Below are 17,687 nucleotides of genomic sequence, written 5' to 3' on the forward strand. Positions count from 1 at the left end.
TTGCAGGGTCGGGCGGTCAGGCCAGGCCGGCTTGGGTCAAGTGCAGCTTCGCGTACCGCCCGCCGGCGGCGAGCAGGTCGTCGTGCCGGCCCTGTTCAACGATGCGGCCGTGCTCGAGCACCACGATGCGGTCGGCCTGCCGCACGGTCGACAGGCGGTGGGCGACCACCAGGGTGGTGCGCCCGCGCATGAGCCGGCCGAGGGCGTCTTTCACGAGCTCCTCCGACTCGGGGTCGAGGGCGCTGGTGGCCTCGTCCAGCAGCAGGATGCGGGGGTCACGCACGAGCGCGCGGGCGATCGCCAGACGCTGGCGCTGCCCGCCGGACAGGCGGGCGCCCCGCTCCCCCACGACCGTGTCCCACCCGTGCGGCTGCTCGGCGACGAACTCCCACGCGTTTGCATCCCGGAGTGCCTGCATGATCCGCTCGTCCGTGGCATCCGGCATCCCGTAGGCGACGTTGTCGCGGATCGATCCCTCGAACAGCACCGATTCCTGCGGCACGACCGACACGCGGCGGCGGACCGTGCGCAGGTCGAGGGTCTGCATGTCGGCGCCGTCGAGCAGGATGCGGCCCCCGGTGGGACGGACGAACCCGAGCACGAGGTTCAGCAGCGTGGACTTGCCCGAGCCGGACGAGCCCACGAACGCCACGGTGGTGCCCGCGTCGATCGTGAGGTCGATCCCGTGCAGCGCGTCGGTGTCGGCGCCGTCGTAGCGGTGGGTGGCGTGGTCGATGCGGATCGTGCCGGCGACGCTCGACACGGCGGGCTTGCCCTCGTTGTGCTCGAGGTCGGGCTCTTCGAGCACTTCGGCGATCGAGCGCACCGATTCCAGGCCCCGCGCGCCGACCGGGATCAGCATGAGCAGCTGCGTCAGCCCCTGGGTCAGCAGGGTGAAGTACGTCGACAGCAGCACGACCTCGCCGGGGCTGATGGGCAGGATGCCGGTGAGCGCGAACACCGCCGCCAGCACGAGGCAGCTGACGCCGAGCAGCTGCATGGCCACCCACGAGATCGAGGCGACGTGGCCGTTGAGCATGTCGAGGTGCAGGCCGGCGCGGCGGACGCCCTCGGCGCCGGTGCTGACACGGGTGACGGCGGTCTGCTCCAAGCCGTGCGCGCGGGTGACCGGGATGAGCGACGCCATCTCGCCCACCCGCGCCGAGAAGGTCTCGACCTCGCGGCGGAACACCTCGTTGCGCTGCTGCGAGCGGTTGCGCATGCCGTAGCGGATGCCGATCGCGATGGGCACCGCGAGCGCGTACACGGGGAGGAACTGCGGCACCGCGATCGCCGTCATGGTGAGCGCCCCGCCCATGACCATCGTGGCCGACAGCAGCGGGTGGGTGAACTGCTGGAGCATGAGCTCGACGTTCTCCACGTCGCGCACGACCTTGGTCTGCACGATGGATGAGCTCATCCGCGTGTGGTAGCCGATCGACAGGCTCTGCAGCCGGGCGGCCAGGGCGTTGCGCAGGTCGGCGCCGGTGTCGCGGACGACGGTCATGAAGCTGCGCGTGTAGAGGATGTGGTTCGGGTAGTTCTGCAGCAGCAGCACGGCCGCCAGCGCGAACCACCACAGCACCGCGCTGACCTCGCCGCCGGTCGCGACGATGTCGATGACGGCCGCGGTGACCACCGGCAGGAACCACATCGGGATCTCTTTCATCGCGAACGCGAGGATCGCGATGGCCATGCGCCCTGGCCGGCGCGCGAGCAGCCGCAGCACCGACCGCGCGGGGTGATCACCGTCGATGAGGTCGGGAAGGCGGGAAAGCGCTATCCGAGGCACGGTGCCATGCTACCCCGCGCGGGCTGGGTGTGACGAGGTCGGTGTGCAGGGGCGACGGCGTCCCGCCTGGCGTACTGCGGCGACGCGCCCCCACATAGTTCACAGAATGGCACGAACTTCGCAGCCGAGCCCCGGTTTCCATGTGAACTTCGTGCGATTCTGTGAACGTGGGGATGCCGGGGGCCGCCGCGTCAGCCGAAGGCGCGGGCGGTGGGGCGCAGCAGCCCGGCGTGGGGGACGGCGGGCCAGCGCGGGTCGTGCGTGAGCACCTCGACGCCGTCGTCGGTGACGAGCACCGTGTCCTCGACCTTGGCGCCGGGGGCGCTCGGGTTCCACGCGAACGCATGGTGCGAGACCACCCCATCCGTCGTCTCGGCCGTCGCCCGCGGGTCGCGGCCGGCATACCCGGTCGGCCCGCCCTGGTGGTGGTTCTGCCACTCCGCGGCGTCGAAGCCGGCGGCCGCGTAGGCGGCGCACCCGGCCGCGAAGGCCTCGTCCAGCCGGGCACCGGGGCGTGTGGCGGCGAAGTAGGCCGCCTCCACCTCGAGGATCCGCGTGTCGTCGGCACCGGCATCCCCCACCCATCGCGTCGCGTTCGCGATGAGGCCGTGGCGCCGGCCGCAGACGACGAGCATGGCGCGCTCGCCGAGGGGTGCGGTCGTGGACAGGGGATGCCGGTGACCCAGCCGGCCGGCCCCGGCGACGAGCACGACGAGCGGATCGATGCCCCGCGCGACGAGGGCGCCGGCCAGCGCGGCGGCGGTGTCGCGCTCGGTGGATGCCGGGGTGAGGAGTCCTGCGACGTCGGTCAGCGCTTCGGCGGTCTCTCGGCCCAGGGCACGGTAGCGGTCGGCCTCGGCCGGGAGCAGTCTCGCGCGGGCGGCGCGCAGCGCGGCGGCGACATCGGACTCGACGACGTGCGGCCCGGCTGCCGCGGCGGCCACCGCCGGCGGTGTCTGCCAGGGCACCGGCACGATGCGGGCGGCGTCATCGGGCAGCAGTTCCTCGGCGATCAGCCGGTCGGCCTCGTTCGCGGCGACGTAGAGCGCGTCCCCGTCCGCGGCGGACCGCACGGCGAGCACCGGCGGGCCGGCGAGCGACACGTGGGTGCGGACACCGTCGAGATACCAGGCGGTCGCCTCGTGCGAGGTGAGCAGCAGCGGGGGACCGTCCCCGCGGACGGCGGCGAGCCGCTGCTGCTTGAGCCGTCGATCGGCGGCGGAAGGCGGCATCCGGGTCTCCTGTCGTAAAACGCTTTCTCGATAGTATGGCGGTACGGCGCGGGGACGAGAGCGGGTACCGATGGCGAAGAACACCTCGCGGGTGACGATCACCGACGTCGCGCGCACAGCCGGGGTCTCCCTGTCGACGGTGTCGCGCGTCATGAACGGGAACCCGACCGTGGATGCGGCCCTGGCCGAACGGGTGCGGGGTGTCGCGGCCGAACTCGGATACACCGCCAATCCGCTCGCGCGCAGCCTCGTGCTGGGGCGGACGCAGACGGTCGCCGTGGTGATCCCCGACCTGGCGAACCCGACGTTCCAGTCGATCCTGCGCGGGCTCAGCCGCGCGGCCGACGAGGACGGCTACCACGTGCTGATCGCCGACACCGCCGAGCAGGTCGGCAAGGAGCCGGACCTGGCCACCGCCACCCGGCGCCGCACCGACGGCGTGATCCTGTGCGCCCCGCGCATGAGTCAGGAGGAGCTCACCGCGCTGCTGCCGGGGCTCGCCCCGGCCGTCGTGGTGAACCGGCCGCCGCAGCCGGGAACCCCGACCGTCGCCGCAGACTACCGCTGGGCGATGGCCGAGCTCATCGCGCACCTGTACGGGCTCGGGCACCGGCGCGTGGCGTTCCTCTCGGGCGCACCCGGCAGCGCGTCGGGCGCCGCCCGGCAGGCCGCGCAGGCCGAGGCGCGGAGCGCGCATCCCGACCTCGAGATCATCGAGATCCCGACCGGCGTCGACTTCGACAGCGGCGCCGATGCCGCCGATGCCGTGCTGGCCGCATCCGTCACCGCCGTGCTCGCCTTCAACGATCTCGTCGCGATGGGCCTGTTGTCGGCGGTCACCGCGCGCGGGGTGCGCGTGCCCGAGGACCTCTCGATCGCCGGGTTCGACGACATCCCGTTCGCGCGCTATACCTCACCGCCGCTGACGACCGCGGCCGTGCCGGCCATGGAACTCGGCCGCCGCGCCTGGGCCGCGATGGGTGCGCTGCTGGCCGGCGACACCGCGGCACCGTCCCTCGTGCTCACCCCCGACGTCGTCGTGCGCGGCAGCACCGCCGCGGCGCCCTGACCCCAGCCGGCACCGCGGAGCCGAGCCACCCCACGGCTTCCGTGCTACGCTGAGAAAACGTTTCCTGAGCCAGCGGGGAGAATCATGGCATCCACTCGGTACGCGCTCGTCGGCGCCGGCCACCGCGCGCAGATGTACGTCGACGCGATCACCGACACCTACGCCGACCGCGCCGACCTCGTCGCGATCTGCGAGCCGAACCCCGTGCGCGCCGCGCACTATGTCGAGCGGGTCACCGCCGCCGGACACCCCGCCCCCAGCACGTGGCACCCGGACCGGCTCGAAGAGCTCATCACGACGGAGCGCATCGACCGGGTCATCGTGTGCGCCCGCGACGACCTGCACGCCGAGCTGATCGTCCGATCCCTGGATGCCGGGGCCGACGTCGTGGCGGAAAAGCCCCTCACGATCGACGCCGCCGGCGCCGCCGCGATCGAAGACGCCGTCGCCCGCACCGGCCGGCAGGTCGTGCTGACCTTCAATTACCGCTACTCGCCCCGCAACAGCGCGCTGCGCCAGGTGATCCAGGACGGCCGGATCGGCCAGGTCACCTCGATCGATTTCTCCTGGATGCTCGACACCAAGCACGGCGCCGACTATTTCCGCCGCTGGCACCGCGAGAAGGCGCACTCCGGCGGACTGCTCGTCCACAAGGCCAGCCACCACTTCGACCTCGTGAACTGGTGGCTGCGTTCGACCCCGACGCGCGTGTACGCCAGCGGAGGGTTGCGGTTCTACGGCGCCGAGAACGCCGCCGCCCGGGGCCTGGCCGACCGTCCGCAGCGCGGCACCCACGAGGGCGTGCACGACCCGTTCGAACTCGACCTGCGTGACGACCCGCGCCTGAAGGCGCTCTACCTCGACGCCGAAGGGCACGACGGGTATCTGCGCGACCGCGATGTGTTCGGCCCGGGGATCACGATCGAGGACAACCTCGCCCTCGTCGTCGACTACGCCTCGGGCGCCACCCTGTCGTATTCGCTGAACGCCCACGCGCCCTGGGAGGGCTACCGCGTCGCCGTCAACGGCACCGCCGGCCGGGCCGAGCTCGAGGTCGTCGAACGCGGCGCGGTGCTCGTCGACGAGGGCCTGCACCCGGTGCTCGATCCCAGCGCGATCGCCGAGCGAGACGCCGGAGCGCTGCGCCCCCACGGCGAACGCCTCCTCGTGCAGCGGCACTGGGAACAGCCGGTAGAGGTGCCCATCCATCACGGCGCCGGCGGCCACGGCGGCGGCGACGCCCTGCTGCTGAAGGACGTCTTCGTCGGGCCGGGCGACGACCCGCTGGGCCGGCCCGCGGACTGGACCGACGGCGTGCAGTCGATCGCCGTCGGCATCGCCGGCAACCGGTCGCTCGCGACGGGCCTCCCGGTACAGGTGGCCGATCTCGGCATCGGCCTGCTGGCCTACCCGGTCGGAGCACGCGCATGAGCCGCATCGTCGTCACCGGGGGTGCCGGGCGGCTCGGCCGCAGCCTCGTCGCGGGGCTCGCCGCCGCCGGGCACGAGATCGTGTCGCTCGACCGTTCCGTCTCGGATGCCGCCGAGCTCGAGGGCGTCACGCAGGTCGCGCTCGACCTGCTCGATGCGGATGCCACGGCCCGCACTCTCGCGGACGCCCAGGCCGACGCGCTCATCCACCTCGCCGCGATCGCGGTGCCGTTCAGCGCCCCCGAGGACGTCATCATGCGCACCAACGCCGCACTGGCGATCTCGGTGCTCGGCGGGGGCGTGACGGCGGGAATCCCCCGGATCGTCGCCGCGTCCAGTCCCACGGTGCTCGGGTATGGCGCCCCGACCGGGTGGGTGCCCGAGCGGTTCCCGCTCGACGAGGACACTCCCCCTATGCCGTGGAACGCATATGCCCTGTCAAAGCACCTGATCGAGCAGTCGCTGCAGATGTACGCGCGGCAGACCGGCGACGCCGTGCGCTTCGCCGCGTTCCGCCCGTGCTATGTCCTCGCCCCCGAGGAGTGGGCGGGCGCCCCCACCCAGCAGGGCCACACCGTGCGGGAGCGCCTCGACGACCCGGCCCTGTCGGCGCCGGCGGTCTTCAACTACGTCGATGCGCGGGACGTCGCCGGGTTCTGCGACCGGCTGCTCGAGGCGCTGCCCGAGATACCCAACGCCGAGACCTTCTTCGTCGCCGCCGACGACGCCCTGGCCACGGCGCCCCTCGCCGAGCTGATCCCGCGGTTCTTCCCGGGCACCGAGGAGGTGGCGAGCGTGCTCACCGGCACCGCGTCGGCGTTCTCGAACGCCAAGGCCCGTCGACTGCTGGGCTGGGCGCCCGCGCATGACTGGCGCACCGAGCTCGCCGCCGCCGAGGGCCTCGGCGCGCCCCCGGCATCCACCCCCGAGAGAAAGCACGCCACCGCATGAACTTCACCGGCATCCTGTTCTTCCCGGTCACGCCGTTCGACGCCGCCGACCGCGTCGACACCGACCTGCTCGCCACCCACATCTCGACCCGGCTGGAACATTCCCCCGGCGGCATCTTCCCCGCCTGCGGCACCGGCGAGTTCCATGCGCTGAGCGCCGACGAGGTCGGCACGGTCGTGCGCACCGCCGTCGCGACGGTCGACGGGGCCGTACCGGTCGTCGCCGGCGCGGGCGGTCCGCTCGGGCATGCCCGCCAGGTGGCGCGGGCGGCGGCGGATGCCGGAGCCGACGCCCTGCTGGTGCTGCCGCCCTACCTGGTCGGTGGAACGCAGGAAGGCCTGGTCGCCTACATCGAGGCCGTGGCCGCGGCATCCGATCTGCCGGTCATCGTGTACCACCGCGCGAACGCGCAGTTCACCGCGGCGTCGATGCGGCGCCTGGCCGGGAACCCGAAGGTCGTCGGCTTCAAGGACGGCGCCGGCGACATCGGTGCGGCGCAGCTGATCGTGCGCGCGATCGGGGAGGCGGGCCGCGACGACTTCTCGCTGTTCAACGGCCTGCTCACCGCCGAGCTGACGCAGGCGGCGTACCGGGGCATCGGGATGCCGCTGTACTCGTCGGCCGCGTTCGCGATGATCCCCGAGGTCGCCAATGCGTATTACCGCGCGTACATCGACGGCTACGAATCCCGGCGCCTCCAGCTGCTCGACGCGTTCTACACGCCGCTGGTGGCCCTGCGCGACGAGACGCCCGGGTTCGGGGTGTCGCTCATCAAGGCCGGGCTGCGCCTGGGCGGGCTGCCGGTCGGCAGTGTGCGCGCGCCGCTGGTCGACCCGACGCCGGACCAGGAGCGCCGACTGGCCGAGATCCTCGAGGCGGGACGCGCGCTGCTGTGAGCACGATCGCCGCCTTCGACTCCCGCCTGATCCGCGTGCCGCTCACGCGTCCCTGGGGCGCCGACGTGACCAGCGTCGGCGTCATCGCGACGCACGTCGTGCGCACCGACGGGGTCGAGGGCTGGGGCTTCGCGTGGACGCCGCAGATCGGCGCCGAAGCCGTGCACGCGCTGCTGCAGCACGACATCCCGGCGTTCGCGATCGGGCGGTCCTCCGACCCGGGCTCGGAGTGGCTCCCGCTGTGGCAGCACCTCCACGAGGCGGGAGGCGGCGGGATCACCACCATCGCGATGGCCGGTCTGAACCTCGCCCTGTGGGATGCCGAGATCCGCGCGGCCGGCACCTCCCTCAGCGGCTTCCTCGGTCGGCAGCGCGAGAGCGTGCGCGTCTACGGCAGCGGCGTCAATCTGCATTACACGATCGACGAGCTCGTCGCGCAGGCCGAGCGCTGGGTGGCGGCCGGTTTCGACGCCGTGAAGGTGAAGGTCGGCAAGCCCGACGTCGCCGAGGACCTCGACCGCATGCGCGCCGTGCGCGAGGTGATCGGCCCCGCCCGCGCCCTCATGATCGATGCGAACCAGCGATGGGACCTGGACCGGGCGACCGCCTGCCTCGAGGTGCTCGCCGAGGTCGCCCCGGCATGGATCGAGGAGCCGCTGCGGGCCGACGACCTGTATGGCCACACCGAGCTGGCCCGTCGGCTCCGCAGCTCGAGCGGCATCCCCATCGCCGTGGGCGAGAACCTGCACAACACCTACCGCTTCGACGACTTCCTGCGCGCCGGCGCCGCCCAGATCGTGCAGCCGAACATCGTGCGCGTCGGTGGCCTCACCCCGTTTCTCGGCATCGCGGCCATCGCCGCCGAGTACGGCGCCGCGGTGCACCCGCACCTGCTGCCGGAGCTGTCCGGCCAGATCGCCCTGACGCTGCGGGCGGTGCCGGGCGTGCCCGCACCGATGGTCGAGGACGTCGAGGATGCCGGATTCGGCAGCCTGGGTGCGCTCGACGGCCCGTCGCCGGTGCGTATCGCCGACGGCCGCCTGACCGAGCTGCCACACGAGGGACTCGGAATGCCGTTCGCCTGAGGGCCCCGCCCCACCCTGCTCACCCGACGAAAGGACCCCCGATGACGACGAGCACCGCCGAACTGGACCGCCTGACCACCGCGGCCGTCGCCGCCGCGCCGATCTGGCGCACCTCCGATGCCGCGACGCGGGCGGGTTGGCTGCGGGCCCTGGCCGATTCACTCGACGCGCACGCGCCCGAGCTCGTGGAGATCGCCGACCGGGAGACACGGCTGGGCACCGGTCGGCTGACCGGCGAGGTCGGCCGCACGACCGGACAGCTGCGCCTGTTCGCCACGGTCGTCGAGGAGGGCTCCTACCTCGAGCTGACCGTCGACGACGCCGACCCTTCGGCGACCCCGCCCCGCCCCGAACTGCGGCGACTGCTCGTGGGTGTGGGGCCGGTCGCGGTGTTCTCGGCATCGAACTTCCCCTTCGCGTTCTCGGTGTGCGGCGGCGACACGGCGTCGGCTCTCGCGGCCGGCAACCCCGTCATCGTGAAGGCCCACTCCGGGCACCCCGACCTGTCGCGCCGCACTGCCGAGGTCGCGATCGCGGCGCTGACCGCCGCCGGCGCCCCGGCCGGTTCGCTCGCCCTCGTCGAGGGTCGCGAGGCCGGCAACGCACTGGTGCAGCACCCCGCGATCCAGGCGGCCGGATTCACCGGATCGCTCTCCGGCGGGCGCGCACTGTTCGACCTGGCCAGCGGTCGCCCCGACCCGATTCCGTTCTACGGCGAGCTGGGCAGCGTGAACCCCGTCGTGATCACCCCGGCCGCCGTGGCCGCCCGCGGGGCCGAGCTGGCGGCCGGTCTCGTCGGCTCGTTCACCCTCGGCGTGGGCCAGTTCTGCACCAAGCCCGGCGTCGTGTTCGTGCCGCGCGACGGCGGCTTCGCGCAGGCGGTCGCTGCTGCGGTGGTGGATGCCGCGGGTGGGCCGCTGCTGACCGACCGCATCACGGCATCCTTCCCCGCCGGGATCGACGCCCTCGTCGCCGACCCTTCGGTCGAGATCATCGCCCACGGCGCCGAGACCGCTGACGGCGCCCAGCCGATCGTGCTGACCACGGATGCCGGTGCGGTGGCCGACCGCGCCGACGCGCTGCTGGAGGAGGTGTTCGGACCGGTCACGCTGCTGGTGCACTACGACTCCGCCGACGACCTGCACCGCGCGCTGCGCGCCGTGCCGGGGTCGCTGACCGCGACGCTGCACTCCGAGCCGGGCGACGACGTCGCCGAGGCGCTCGAGCTGCTGCAGGGCCGCACCGGCCGGGTGCTGTTCGCCGGTTGGCCGACCGGCGTCGCGGTGACGTGGTCGCAGCAGCACGGCGGACCGTGGCCGGCGACGACGTCGCTGCACACCTCGGTGGGCGCGACCGCGATCCGTCGGTTCCTGCGTCCGGTGGTGTACCAGGACGCCCCCGCGGCGCTTCTGCCCGCACCGCTGCGCGACGAGGCACTGGCCGTACTGCCGCACCGCCGCAACGGCCGCCTCACCGCGCCGTGACACCGCGGCACCGTGGCCCCGGGGGCCGGTAGGAAAGCGTTTCCCGATCACCGGGTAGGGTGAAGCCGTGACATCCCGCTTCCTCGTCGGTGAGACCGACTTCCTGCTCGACGGCCAGCCCCATCAGATCATCTCCGGTGCCATGCACTACCCGCGCGTGCACCCGGACCTGTGGCGCGATCGTATCCGCAAGGCCCGGCTCATGGGCCTGAACGCCATCGAGACCTATGTGCCGTGGAACTCACATCAGCCTGTGCGAGGACAATGGCGGCAGGACGGCGACGTCGACCTCGGCCGTTTCCTCGACATCATCGCCGAGGAGGGCCTGCACGCCATCGTCCGCCCCGGCCCGTACATCTGCGCCGAGTGGCACAACGGGGGCCTGCCCACCTGGCTCACCGCCGACAAGACGATGAAGCTGCGCAGCGCCGACCCGCGCTACCTCGCCGACGTCACCGCCTACCTCGAGAAGGTCAACGCCATCATCGCCCCGCGGCAGATCGACCGCGGCGGCAGCGTCATCCTCGTGCAGATCGAGAACGAGTACGGCGCGTACGGCGCCGACAAGGACTACCTCGACCACCTCGTCACCGTGACCCGCGAGGCCGGCATCACCGTGCCGCTCACCCAGGTCGACCAGCCGATCCCCCACATGCTCGAGGGCGGCGCCCACCCCGCGCTGCACAAGACCGGCTCGTTCGGCGGCCGGATCGCCGAACGCCTCGCCGTCCTGCGCGAGCACCAGCCCACCGGCCCGCTCATGTGCATGGAGTTCTGGTGCGGCTGGTTCGACCACTGGGGCGAGAAGCACCACACCACCACGTTCGCCGACAGTGCCGCCGACCTCGACCGGCTGCTGGCCGCCGGCGCCTCCGTCAACATCTACATGGTCCACGGCGGCACCAACTTCGGCCTCACCGCAGGCGCCAACGACTCGGGCCGCTACCTGCCCCTGGTCACCAGCTACGACTACGACTCCCCCATCAGCGAATCCGGCGACCTGACCGACAAGTTCCACGCGTTCCGCACGGTCATCGCCCAGCACGCACCGGTGCCCGACGAGCCGCTGCCCACCCCGGTCGACGCGCCCACCCTCACGGCGACCTTCGAGGCCGTCGCCGACCCGCTCGAGCTCGTCGCCACCGATCGGGGCGCCTTCGACACGCCGCCCACGATGGACGACCTGGGCTCCGACATCGTGCTCGTGGAGTACACGGCATCCGCCCCGAGCGACATCCCGACCGTGCTCGACGCCGAGATCCGCGACTACGCCTGGATCGCGCGCGACGGACAGCCGGTGGGCATCGTGCAGCGCACGATCGGCGACGACAGTCTCGTGCTGCCGGCCGGCACCGACGTGCGCCTGCGTGTCGAAGAGACCGGCCGCGTCAACTACGACACCAAGATCGGCGAGGCCAAGGGCATCATCGGCCCACCGCGCATCGACGGCGAGCCGGTCGCCGGCCCCTGGCACGTGCGGACGATCGACGTGCCCGCGCTCGGGCAGGCGGTGACCGACGCCCCGGCAGCCACCGACGTCATCGCGAACGGCCGGGCGGCCGGCCCCGTCGGTCTGCGGGCGAGCTTCACGCTCGACGAGCCGGCCGACCTCTTCCTCGACACCCGGGGCTGGGGCAAGGGGTACGCCTGGGTCAACGGGTTCTTCCTCGGCCGGTACTGGCGCCGCGGGCCGCAGCGCACCCTCTACGTGCCCGGCCCGGTGACCCGCGCCGGCGAGAACCACGTCGTCATCGTCGAGCTCGAGGCCGTGACCGACGCCACCGCCCGGTTCGTCGCCCGGCCCGACCTCGGCCACGAGGTGGAGTGATGGCCTACGCCGCCGCGTTCGACTGGGTGCGCCGGCACGTCGCCGCACAGCGGCTGCCCACCGCCGTGCTCGGCATCGCGACCGCCGACGGCACCGTCGCCCTCGACGCGTTCGGCGGCGCGCACACCGACGACCGGTACGCGCTGTTCTCGATCACCAAGCCCCTCGTGGGCATCGCCGCCGCCCGGGCGGTCGAGCGCGGGCTGCTCACCCTCGAGACGCCGCTGTCGGCCGCGGTGCCCGGCTTCGGCGCCGGCCGCGACGACACCGTGCGTCTGCGCCACCTCGTCAGTCACACCTCCGGCATCCCGGAGCCCGCCCTGGACACGGCGACCCCGCTGACCGACGCCCTGGTCACCACCGGCCGGGACTTCGCCGCCGGGACGGCGTCGCGGTACTCGACGATCGCGTTCACGGGCATCGCCGCGCTCATCGAGCACACCACCGGCAGAGGCTGGGACACCGAGGTCGCCACGTGGGCGGAGGAGATCGGCGCCACCGGTTTCGGCCTCGACCTCAACGGCGCCCAGCCGGTCGTCGACGCGACCGCCGCGGGCGTGGACATGGACCGCTTCGCCGCGCTGCGCAATCCCGGCGCCGGTCTGGCCGGGCGCGCCGACGACCTGCTGCGGCTGGGCACCGCGCTGCTGCGCATCGGTGCCGGCGACACCACCGGCATCCTGCACCCGGCGACCCTTGCCATGATGCGCAGGCCACTCACCGGCGACATCCCGCGACTCGAACCGTACCCGGCCGAGCGCGGGCAGGACTGGGGCTTCACATGGAACCTGCGCACCCGCGCCCCCGGCCTGCTCGACCGGGATGTGTACGGGCACGCCGGCTGGTCGGGCACCGAGTTCTGGGTGCATCCGACCGTCGGCGTAGCCTGGGTGCTGCTGACCAACCGGGCACTGCGCGACGGGGTCGACATCGACCAACTCGACAACGCGATTGTGAGCGGCCGCTGATGCTGACCGTACGACACCGCGGCTGGACCCAGCCCGCCGCACCCGCCCCCATGCCGACCTCCGAGGAGACCGCGCGCGGCCTCGCCGTCACCGACCGCGCCGTGCTACGCGACGGCGTGCCGTGGGTGCCCGCTTCGGGCGAGCTGCACTACAGCCGGCTGCCCCGCGAACGGTGGAGTGAGCGGCTGCAGCAGCTGAAGGCCGGTGGCATCACCGTCGCCTCGACCTATGTGTTCTGGCTGCACCACAGTCCCGCCCGCGGCGTCGCGCATTTCGACGGCAATCTCGACGTCGGCGCGTTCCTCGACGAGTGCGCGGCGACGGGGCTCGACGTGGCGCTGCGCATCGGCCCGTGGGTGCACGGCGAGGCGCGCAACGGCGGGTTCCCCGACTGGGTGCAGCAGGCCGACGTCGAGCATCGCAGCGACGATCCGCGCTACCTCGCCCTCGTGCGCGAATGGTTCGGCCAGCTCGCCGAAGCCGTCGACGGCCGCGCGCAGCCGGGCGGGCCGGTCATCGCCGTGCAGCTCGAGAACGAGCTGTACGACCGTCCGGAGCACCTGGTCACGCTCAAGCGCCTGGCCCGCGAGGCCGGCATCGCCGCGCCCCTGTGGACCGCGACCGGGTGGGGCGGCGCCGAACTGCCCGACGGCGAGGTCTTCCCGCTGTTCGGCGGCTACGCCGACGGCTTCTGGGTCGACCCGGGCGAGAGCTGGCATCCCACCTTCCGCGCGCACTTCTTCCCCTCGCACGACTGGGACGACCCGGGCGTCGGCGCCGACGTGCGCGCCACCCAGGGGTTCGCCGATGCCGGCATCGTGGCCAGCGCCGCCGCCGACCTGCACGGGTTCCCGCCGGCGACCTGTGAACTGGGCAGCGGCATGGCGACCGCCTACCACCGGCGCCCCGTGCTGACCGGACGCGACGTCGCCGCGCTCGCGCACGTGAAGATCGGCAACGGGTCGGCGTGGCAGGGCTACTTCATGTACGTGGGCGGCACCAACCCCGGCCCCGCGCTGCAGGAGTCGCAGGCGACCGGGTACCCCAATGACATGCCCGAGCTGGGCTACGACTTCCACGCACCCATCGGGCAGTCCGGCGATCTCGCCGACTCGTACGCGCTCATGCGCGAGCAGCACGCGTTCCTGTCGGCCTTCGGCGACCTGCTGGGCGGCATGACCTCGTCGCTGCCCGACGAGCGTCCGGCGGGGCTCGACGACCGCGAGACCCTGCGCTGGGCCCTGCGCGCGGACGGCTCCACGGGCTTCGTGATCATCTCGCACCACCAGCCGCACGAGCCGGTGGCCGACGTTCCGGACGTGCAGCTGCGCGTCGAGCTGGATGCCGGGGCCGTGACCTTCCCGCCCTGGCCGGTCACCGTGCCGGCCGGCACCCTCGCCCGCTGGCCGGTCGGACTGGAGCTCGGCGGGTCGCGTGTGGACTGGGCGACCGCGTCGGCGCTCACCGTGCTGCCGGCGACCGGCCGTGCCGCATCGGCCACCGATCCGGTGCCCACGCTCGTGCTCATCGCCACGGCCGGCATCGCCCCCGAGATCTCGGTCGACGGCGCCGTGCACACCCTCACACCCGGGCTCGCACCCGTGCGCATCGGCGGGATCGACGTGCTCGTGCTGCCCACCGATGCCCCGGTGTGGGTGCAGGACGGGGAGGCCGGTGCCCGGCGTCTGCTGCTGAGTGCGGGCGCGCTGATCTGGGGTGGCGACGGAATTGTGCGTGCGCGGCCGGCCGGCGAGCCGGTGTCGGCCTACGACCCGGTGACCCGCGCGTGGACCGGGGTCGTCCCCGGCGGGGCGACGCCTCCGCGCGAGGACATCGCACCGGTCGCGGAGCGCCCTGCGGCGCCGGCGGCGGCCGACTACGGGTTCGCGGGGGCGCGGCACAGCGCGCCCGGCGGCGACATCGTCGAGCGGGCCGCGGCCGTGTACTCCGTACCGTTGCCGGAGTGGGCGGCCGACCCCGCGCAGGACGCGGTGCTCGAGATCGACTGGGCCGGCGACGTCGCACAGCTGCGGGTGGACGACCGCCCCGTGGACGACCGGTTCTGGGACGGCACCCGCTGGTCGGTCTCGCTCGTCGACGCGGGCGTCACCGCAGGCTCGAAGGTGACGCTGCACGTGCTGCCCCTGGCATCCACCTCGACCATCGCGCTGCCGGCCCCGGCGGCGGAGCGCCTCGCGCGCGCCGACACCGAGCTGCTCGCGCTCGACGCCGTCCGCGTGCGCGCCCGCGGACCGTGGCAGGCCGTCGCACACCGACCGGGTGCGATAGCATGTTGACGTCAACACGCGACAGAGGAGAGGCATGAGCTGGTTGGTCACCGGAGGCGCCGGATACATCGGCGCGCACATCGTCCGCGCCCTCGCGAGCGCGGGCATCGATCCGGTGGTGATCGACGACCTGTCGAGCGGTCACGCCGCGTTCGTGCCCGCCGGCATCCCGTTCGTGCAGGGCACCATCCTCGATCGCGACCTCGTCACGCGCACGCTGCGGGACCACCAGGTCACCGGCGTCATCCACGTCGCCGGCTTCAAGTACGCCGGCGTCTCGGTGCAGCGCCCGCTGCACACCTATGCGCAGAACGTCGAGGGCACCCGGGTCGTGCTCGAGGCGATGGCGGATGCCGGGGTCACGAACATCGTGTTCTCGTCGTCGGCCGCCGTCTACGGCACCCCAGACGTTCCGCTGGTGACCGAGGACCTGCCGAAGCGTCCCGCCTCGCCCTACGGCGAATCGAAGCTCATCGGGGAGTGGCTGATCCGCGACCAGGCCGTGGCCACCGCCGACACCGAGTCCCCGCTGCGGCACACCTCGCTGCGCTACTTCAACGTCGTCGGGTCCTCGGACCCGGCCGTGTACGACACAAGCCCGCACAACCTGTTCCCACTCGTGTTCGAGGCGCTCATCGACGGGCGCACGCCGAAGATCTTCGGCGACGACTACGACACCGAAGACGGCACGAACGTGCGCGACTATGTGCACGTGGGCGACATCGCCGCCGCACACGTCGTGGCCGCGCAGCGCCTTGCCTCCGGCGCGCCCATCGAGCCGGCCTACAACCTCGGCTCGCAGAACGGGCTGAGCGTGAAGCAGATCATGGATGCCATGGCGCGCGTCACCGGCATCGACTTCACCCCCGAGATCGCGCCGCGTCGCCCCGGCGACCCCGACCGCATCGTCGCCACCGGCGAACTGGCCGCCCGCGACCTCGACTGGCGCAACCGGCACTCCGTCGACGAGATGGTGCGCTCGGGGTGGGAAGCGCGCCGCGCCGCGGGCTGACATGCGCGCGCTCATCGCCGTCGGAACGGGCCGGTACGCCGATCCGTGGCATCCCTTCGCCGAAATCGGTGCCCGCGTGGGCGAGATCCTCACCGACGACGGGTGGACGGTCGAGGTCGACCCCGACGTCGACCACGCGATGACCGCACTGGACGGCGTCGACCTGCTCGTCGTCGCCGCCGGCGACCCCTGGGCGGACACGGTCACCCCGGCTCCCGCCGCGTCGCAGCAGGGGCTGGCGGTGGCCACGGCACAGGGCCTCGGGATCCTCGCGCTGCATTCGGCGGCGGCGAGCCTGCGCGGCTACCCGGAGTGGGCGGCCCTGCTCGGCGCCGTGTGGCTGCCGCAGGTGTCGATGCACCCGCCGTATGAGGATGCCGCGGCCGTGCGGGTGCTGCCCGGGCACCCACTGTCCGACCGGCTCGGCGACTTCACCGTGTCGGACGAGCGGTACGCACGGCTGCAGCAGGTCGGACGGTCCGCCGTGCTGGCCGATCACGCCCACGAGGGAGAGCGGTATCCGCTGATCTGGACGCGCGAGGTCGGCGCCGCCCGGGTCGCGTACGACGCGCTCGGCCACGACACGCGGTCGTACGACTCCGAGCCGCACCGCGAGATCGTCCGGCGTCTGGCGCGCTGGGCCCGGCGCCGGTAGACCGTCAGCGCGCCGAGCGGGGCTGTGCCGTGCTGGCCCGCACCACCAGGGCGGGGGTGAGCGCGGTGCCGGCCGGCACGGTGCCGTCGATCGCGGCGACGAGTGAGGCCACCGCCGCTGCGCCGAGGGCGTCGAAGTCCTGGCGGACCGTCGTCAGCGGCGGGCGGTAGTCGGCGGCGTCGGCGACATCGTCGAAGCCCACGACGCTGACGTCGCCGGGGACGTCCCGGCCGGTCTCGGCCAGTGCGCGCAGGGCGCCGAGCGCCATCTGGTCGTTCGCGGCGAAGACCGCGGTGACCTCGGGGGCGAGATTCGCGGCAGCCGCGTACCCGGATGCCGCGGTCCAGTCGCCGCGCGCCGGGTCGCCGGCGTCGATGCCGGCATCGGCGAGCGCCTGCCGCCAGCTGCGCTCGCGCTCGGCCGCGGCGAAAGAGTCGGCAGGGCCCGCGATGTGCGCCACCGACCGGTGACCGAGCGCCCGAAGATGCTCCACCGCGAGGCGCGCCCCCGCGGCATGGTCGGTCTGCACGACCACGAACCGGTCGTCGGCCGGCGAGTCGACCACGACGACGGCGAGACCCGCGGGCACGTCGGCGGCGCGCGCGGCCGCGGTCGCCTCGTTCAGGACGATGGCGCCGTCGACCCCCTGGTCGCGCAGGGTCGCGAAGCCCGAGGCCACGGCGTCCACCCCGGTGGCCGTCACCACGGTGAGCGCGTAGCCGCGCGCGGCGGCGGCATCGGCGATGGCCTGCAGCATGCGCGAGTTGCCCACCGTCGCCAGCGTCGAGACGACCAGGCCGATCGTGTCGGTGCGGCCGGTGCGCAGCGCGCGCGCCGCGCGGTGGGGCCGGTAGCCCAGCTGCGCCATCGCCGCTTCCACCCGCCGACGCGTGGCCGGATCGACGCGCGGGCTGCCGTTGACCACGCGCGACACGGTCTGGCCCGAGACCCCGGCCACCGCGGCCACGTCCGCCATCGACACGCGCTGCTGCATACG

14 protein-coding genes are annotated in these 17,687 nt (G+C 73.2%); 11 read left to right on the forward strand and 3 right to left on the reverse strand.

Going from position 1 to position 17,687, the window contains the following annotated elements; genetic code table 11:
- Positions 1 to 16 precede the first annotated feature (16 nt).
- Both ACQ143_RS05310 and ACQ143_RS05315 read right to left on the reverse strand, forming a co-directional pair.
- Positions 17 to 1,792: an ABC transporter ATP-binding protein gene (locus ACQ143_RS05310; RefSeq protein WP_449569668.1), complete on the reverse strand. Its 1,776-nt coding sequence runs from the start codon at positions 1,790 to 1,792 to the stop codon at positions 17 to 19.
- 191 nt (positions 1,793 to 1,983) lie between these two features.
- Complete coding sequence (locus ACQ143_RS05315; RefSeq protein ID WP_449570130.1) at positions 1,984 to 2,949, reverse strand: M24 family metallopeptidase; 966 nt, start codon at positions 2,947 to 2,949, stop codon at positions 1,984 to 1,986.
- A gap of 145 nt (positions 2,950 to 3,094) precedes the next feature.
- Between ACQ143_RS05315 and ACQ143_RS05320 the strand changes: the two genes are divergently transcribed.
- From ACQ143_RS05320 to ACQ143_RS05370, 11 genes are all read left to right on the forward strand, one after another.
- The gene (locus ACQ143_RS05320) at positions 3,095 to 4,093 is read left to right on the forward strand and encodes a LacI family DNA-binding transcriptional regulator (RefSeq protein ID WP_449569669.1); all 999 of its coding nucleotides are present in this window, start codon (positions 3,095 to 3,097) and stop codon (positions 4,091 to 4,093) included.
- Positions 4,094 to 4,177: 84 nt separating this feature from the next.
- Positions 4,178 to 5,524 (forward strand): Gfo/Idh/MocA family protein, encoded by a 1,347-nt coding sequence (locus tag ACQ143_RS05325; RefSeq protein WP_449569670.1) that lies wholly within the window; start codon positions 4,178 to 4,180, stop codon positions 5,522 to 5,524.
- Positions 5,521 to 6,474 carry an NAD-dependent epimerase/dehydratase family protein gene (locus ACQ143_RS05330; RefSeq protein WP_449569671.1) on the forward strand — a complete coding sequence of 318 codons (954 nt, stop codon included), beginning with the start codon at positions 5,521 to 5,523 and terminating at the stop codon, positions 6,472 to 6,474. Before ACQ143_RS05325 ends, ACQ143_RS05330 begins: the two co-directional genes overlap by 4 nt.
- Entirely contained in the window at positions 6,471 to 7,370 is a 900-nt protein-coding gene (locus ACQ143_RS05335) for a 5-dehydro-4-deoxyglucarate dehydratase (RefSeq protein WP_449569672.1), read from the forward strand. Before ACQ143_RS05330 ends, ACQ143_RS05335 begins: the two co-directional genes overlap by 4 nt.
- Complete coding sequence (locus ACQ143_RS05340) at positions 7,367 to 8,455, forward strand: mandelate racemase/muconate lactonizing enzyme family protein (RefSeq protein WP_449569673.1); 1,089 nt, start codon at positions 7,367 to 7,369, stop codon at positions 8,453 to 8,455. Before ACQ143_RS05335 ends, ACQ143_RS05340 begins: the two co-directional genes overlap by 4 nt.
- A 41-nt stretch (positions 8,456 to 8,496) precedes the next feature.
- Positions 8,497 to 9,939, forward strand: a complete 1,443-nt coding sequence (locus tag ACQ143_RS05345) for an aldehyde dehydrogenase (NADP(+)) (protein ID WP_449569674.1) — start codon at positions 8,497 to 8,499, stop codon at positions 9,937 to 9,939.
- 67 nt (positions 9,940 to 10,006) lie between these two features.
- Positions 10,007 to 11,767, forward strand: a complete 1,761-nt coding sequence (locus ACQ143_RS05350) for a beta-galactosidase (protein ID WP_449569675.1) — start codon at positions 10,007 to 10,009, stop codon at positions 11,765 to 11,767.
- Complete coding sequence (locus ACQ143_RS05355) at positions 11,767 to 12,735, forward strand: serine hydrolase domain-containing protein (protein WP_449569676.1); 969 nt, start codon at positions 11,767 to 11,769, stop codon at positions 12,733 to 12,735. The genes ACQ143_RS05350 and ACQ143_RS05355 overlap by 1 nt, the downstream gene beginning before the upstream one ends.
- Positions 12,735 to 15,032, forward strand: coding sequence for a beta-galactosidase (locus tag ACQ143_RS05360; protein ID WP_449569677.1), 2,298 nt, complete (start codon positions 12,735 to 12,737; stop codon positions 15,030 to 15,032). Before ACQ143_RS05355 ends, ACQ143_RS05360 begins: the two co-directional genes overlap by 1 nt.
- A 25-nt stretch (positions 15,033 to 15,057) precedes the next feature.
- On the forward strand, positions 15,058 to 16,035 hold the full coding sequence (gene galE / locus ACQ143_RS05365) for a UDP-glucose 4-epimerase GalE (protein WP_449569678.1): 978 nt from the start codon (positions 15,058 to 15,060) through the stop codon (positions 16,033 to 16,035).
- 1 nt (position 16,036) lies between these two features.
- Positions 16,037 to 16,690 (forward strand): ThuA domain-containing protein, encoded by a 654-nt coding sequence (locus tag ACQ143_RS05370; protein WP_449569679.1) that lies wholly within the window; start codon positions 16,037 to 16,039, stop codon positions 16,688 to 16,690.
- Between the two features lie 4 nt (positions 16,691 to 16,694).
- Here the strand turns inward: ACQ143_RS05370 and ACQ143_RS05375 are convergent, their stop codons facing one another.
- Positions 16,695 to 17,666 (reverse strand): LacI family DNA-binding transcriptional regulator, encoded by a 972-nt coding sequence (locus tag ACQ143_RS05375; protein WP_449570131.1) that lies wholly within the window; start codon positions 17,664 to 17,666, stop codon positions 16,695 to 16,697.
- Positions 17,667 to 17,687: the final 21 nt, after the last annotated feature.

This window comes from Microbacterium pollutisoli (genome assembly GCF_053586795.1).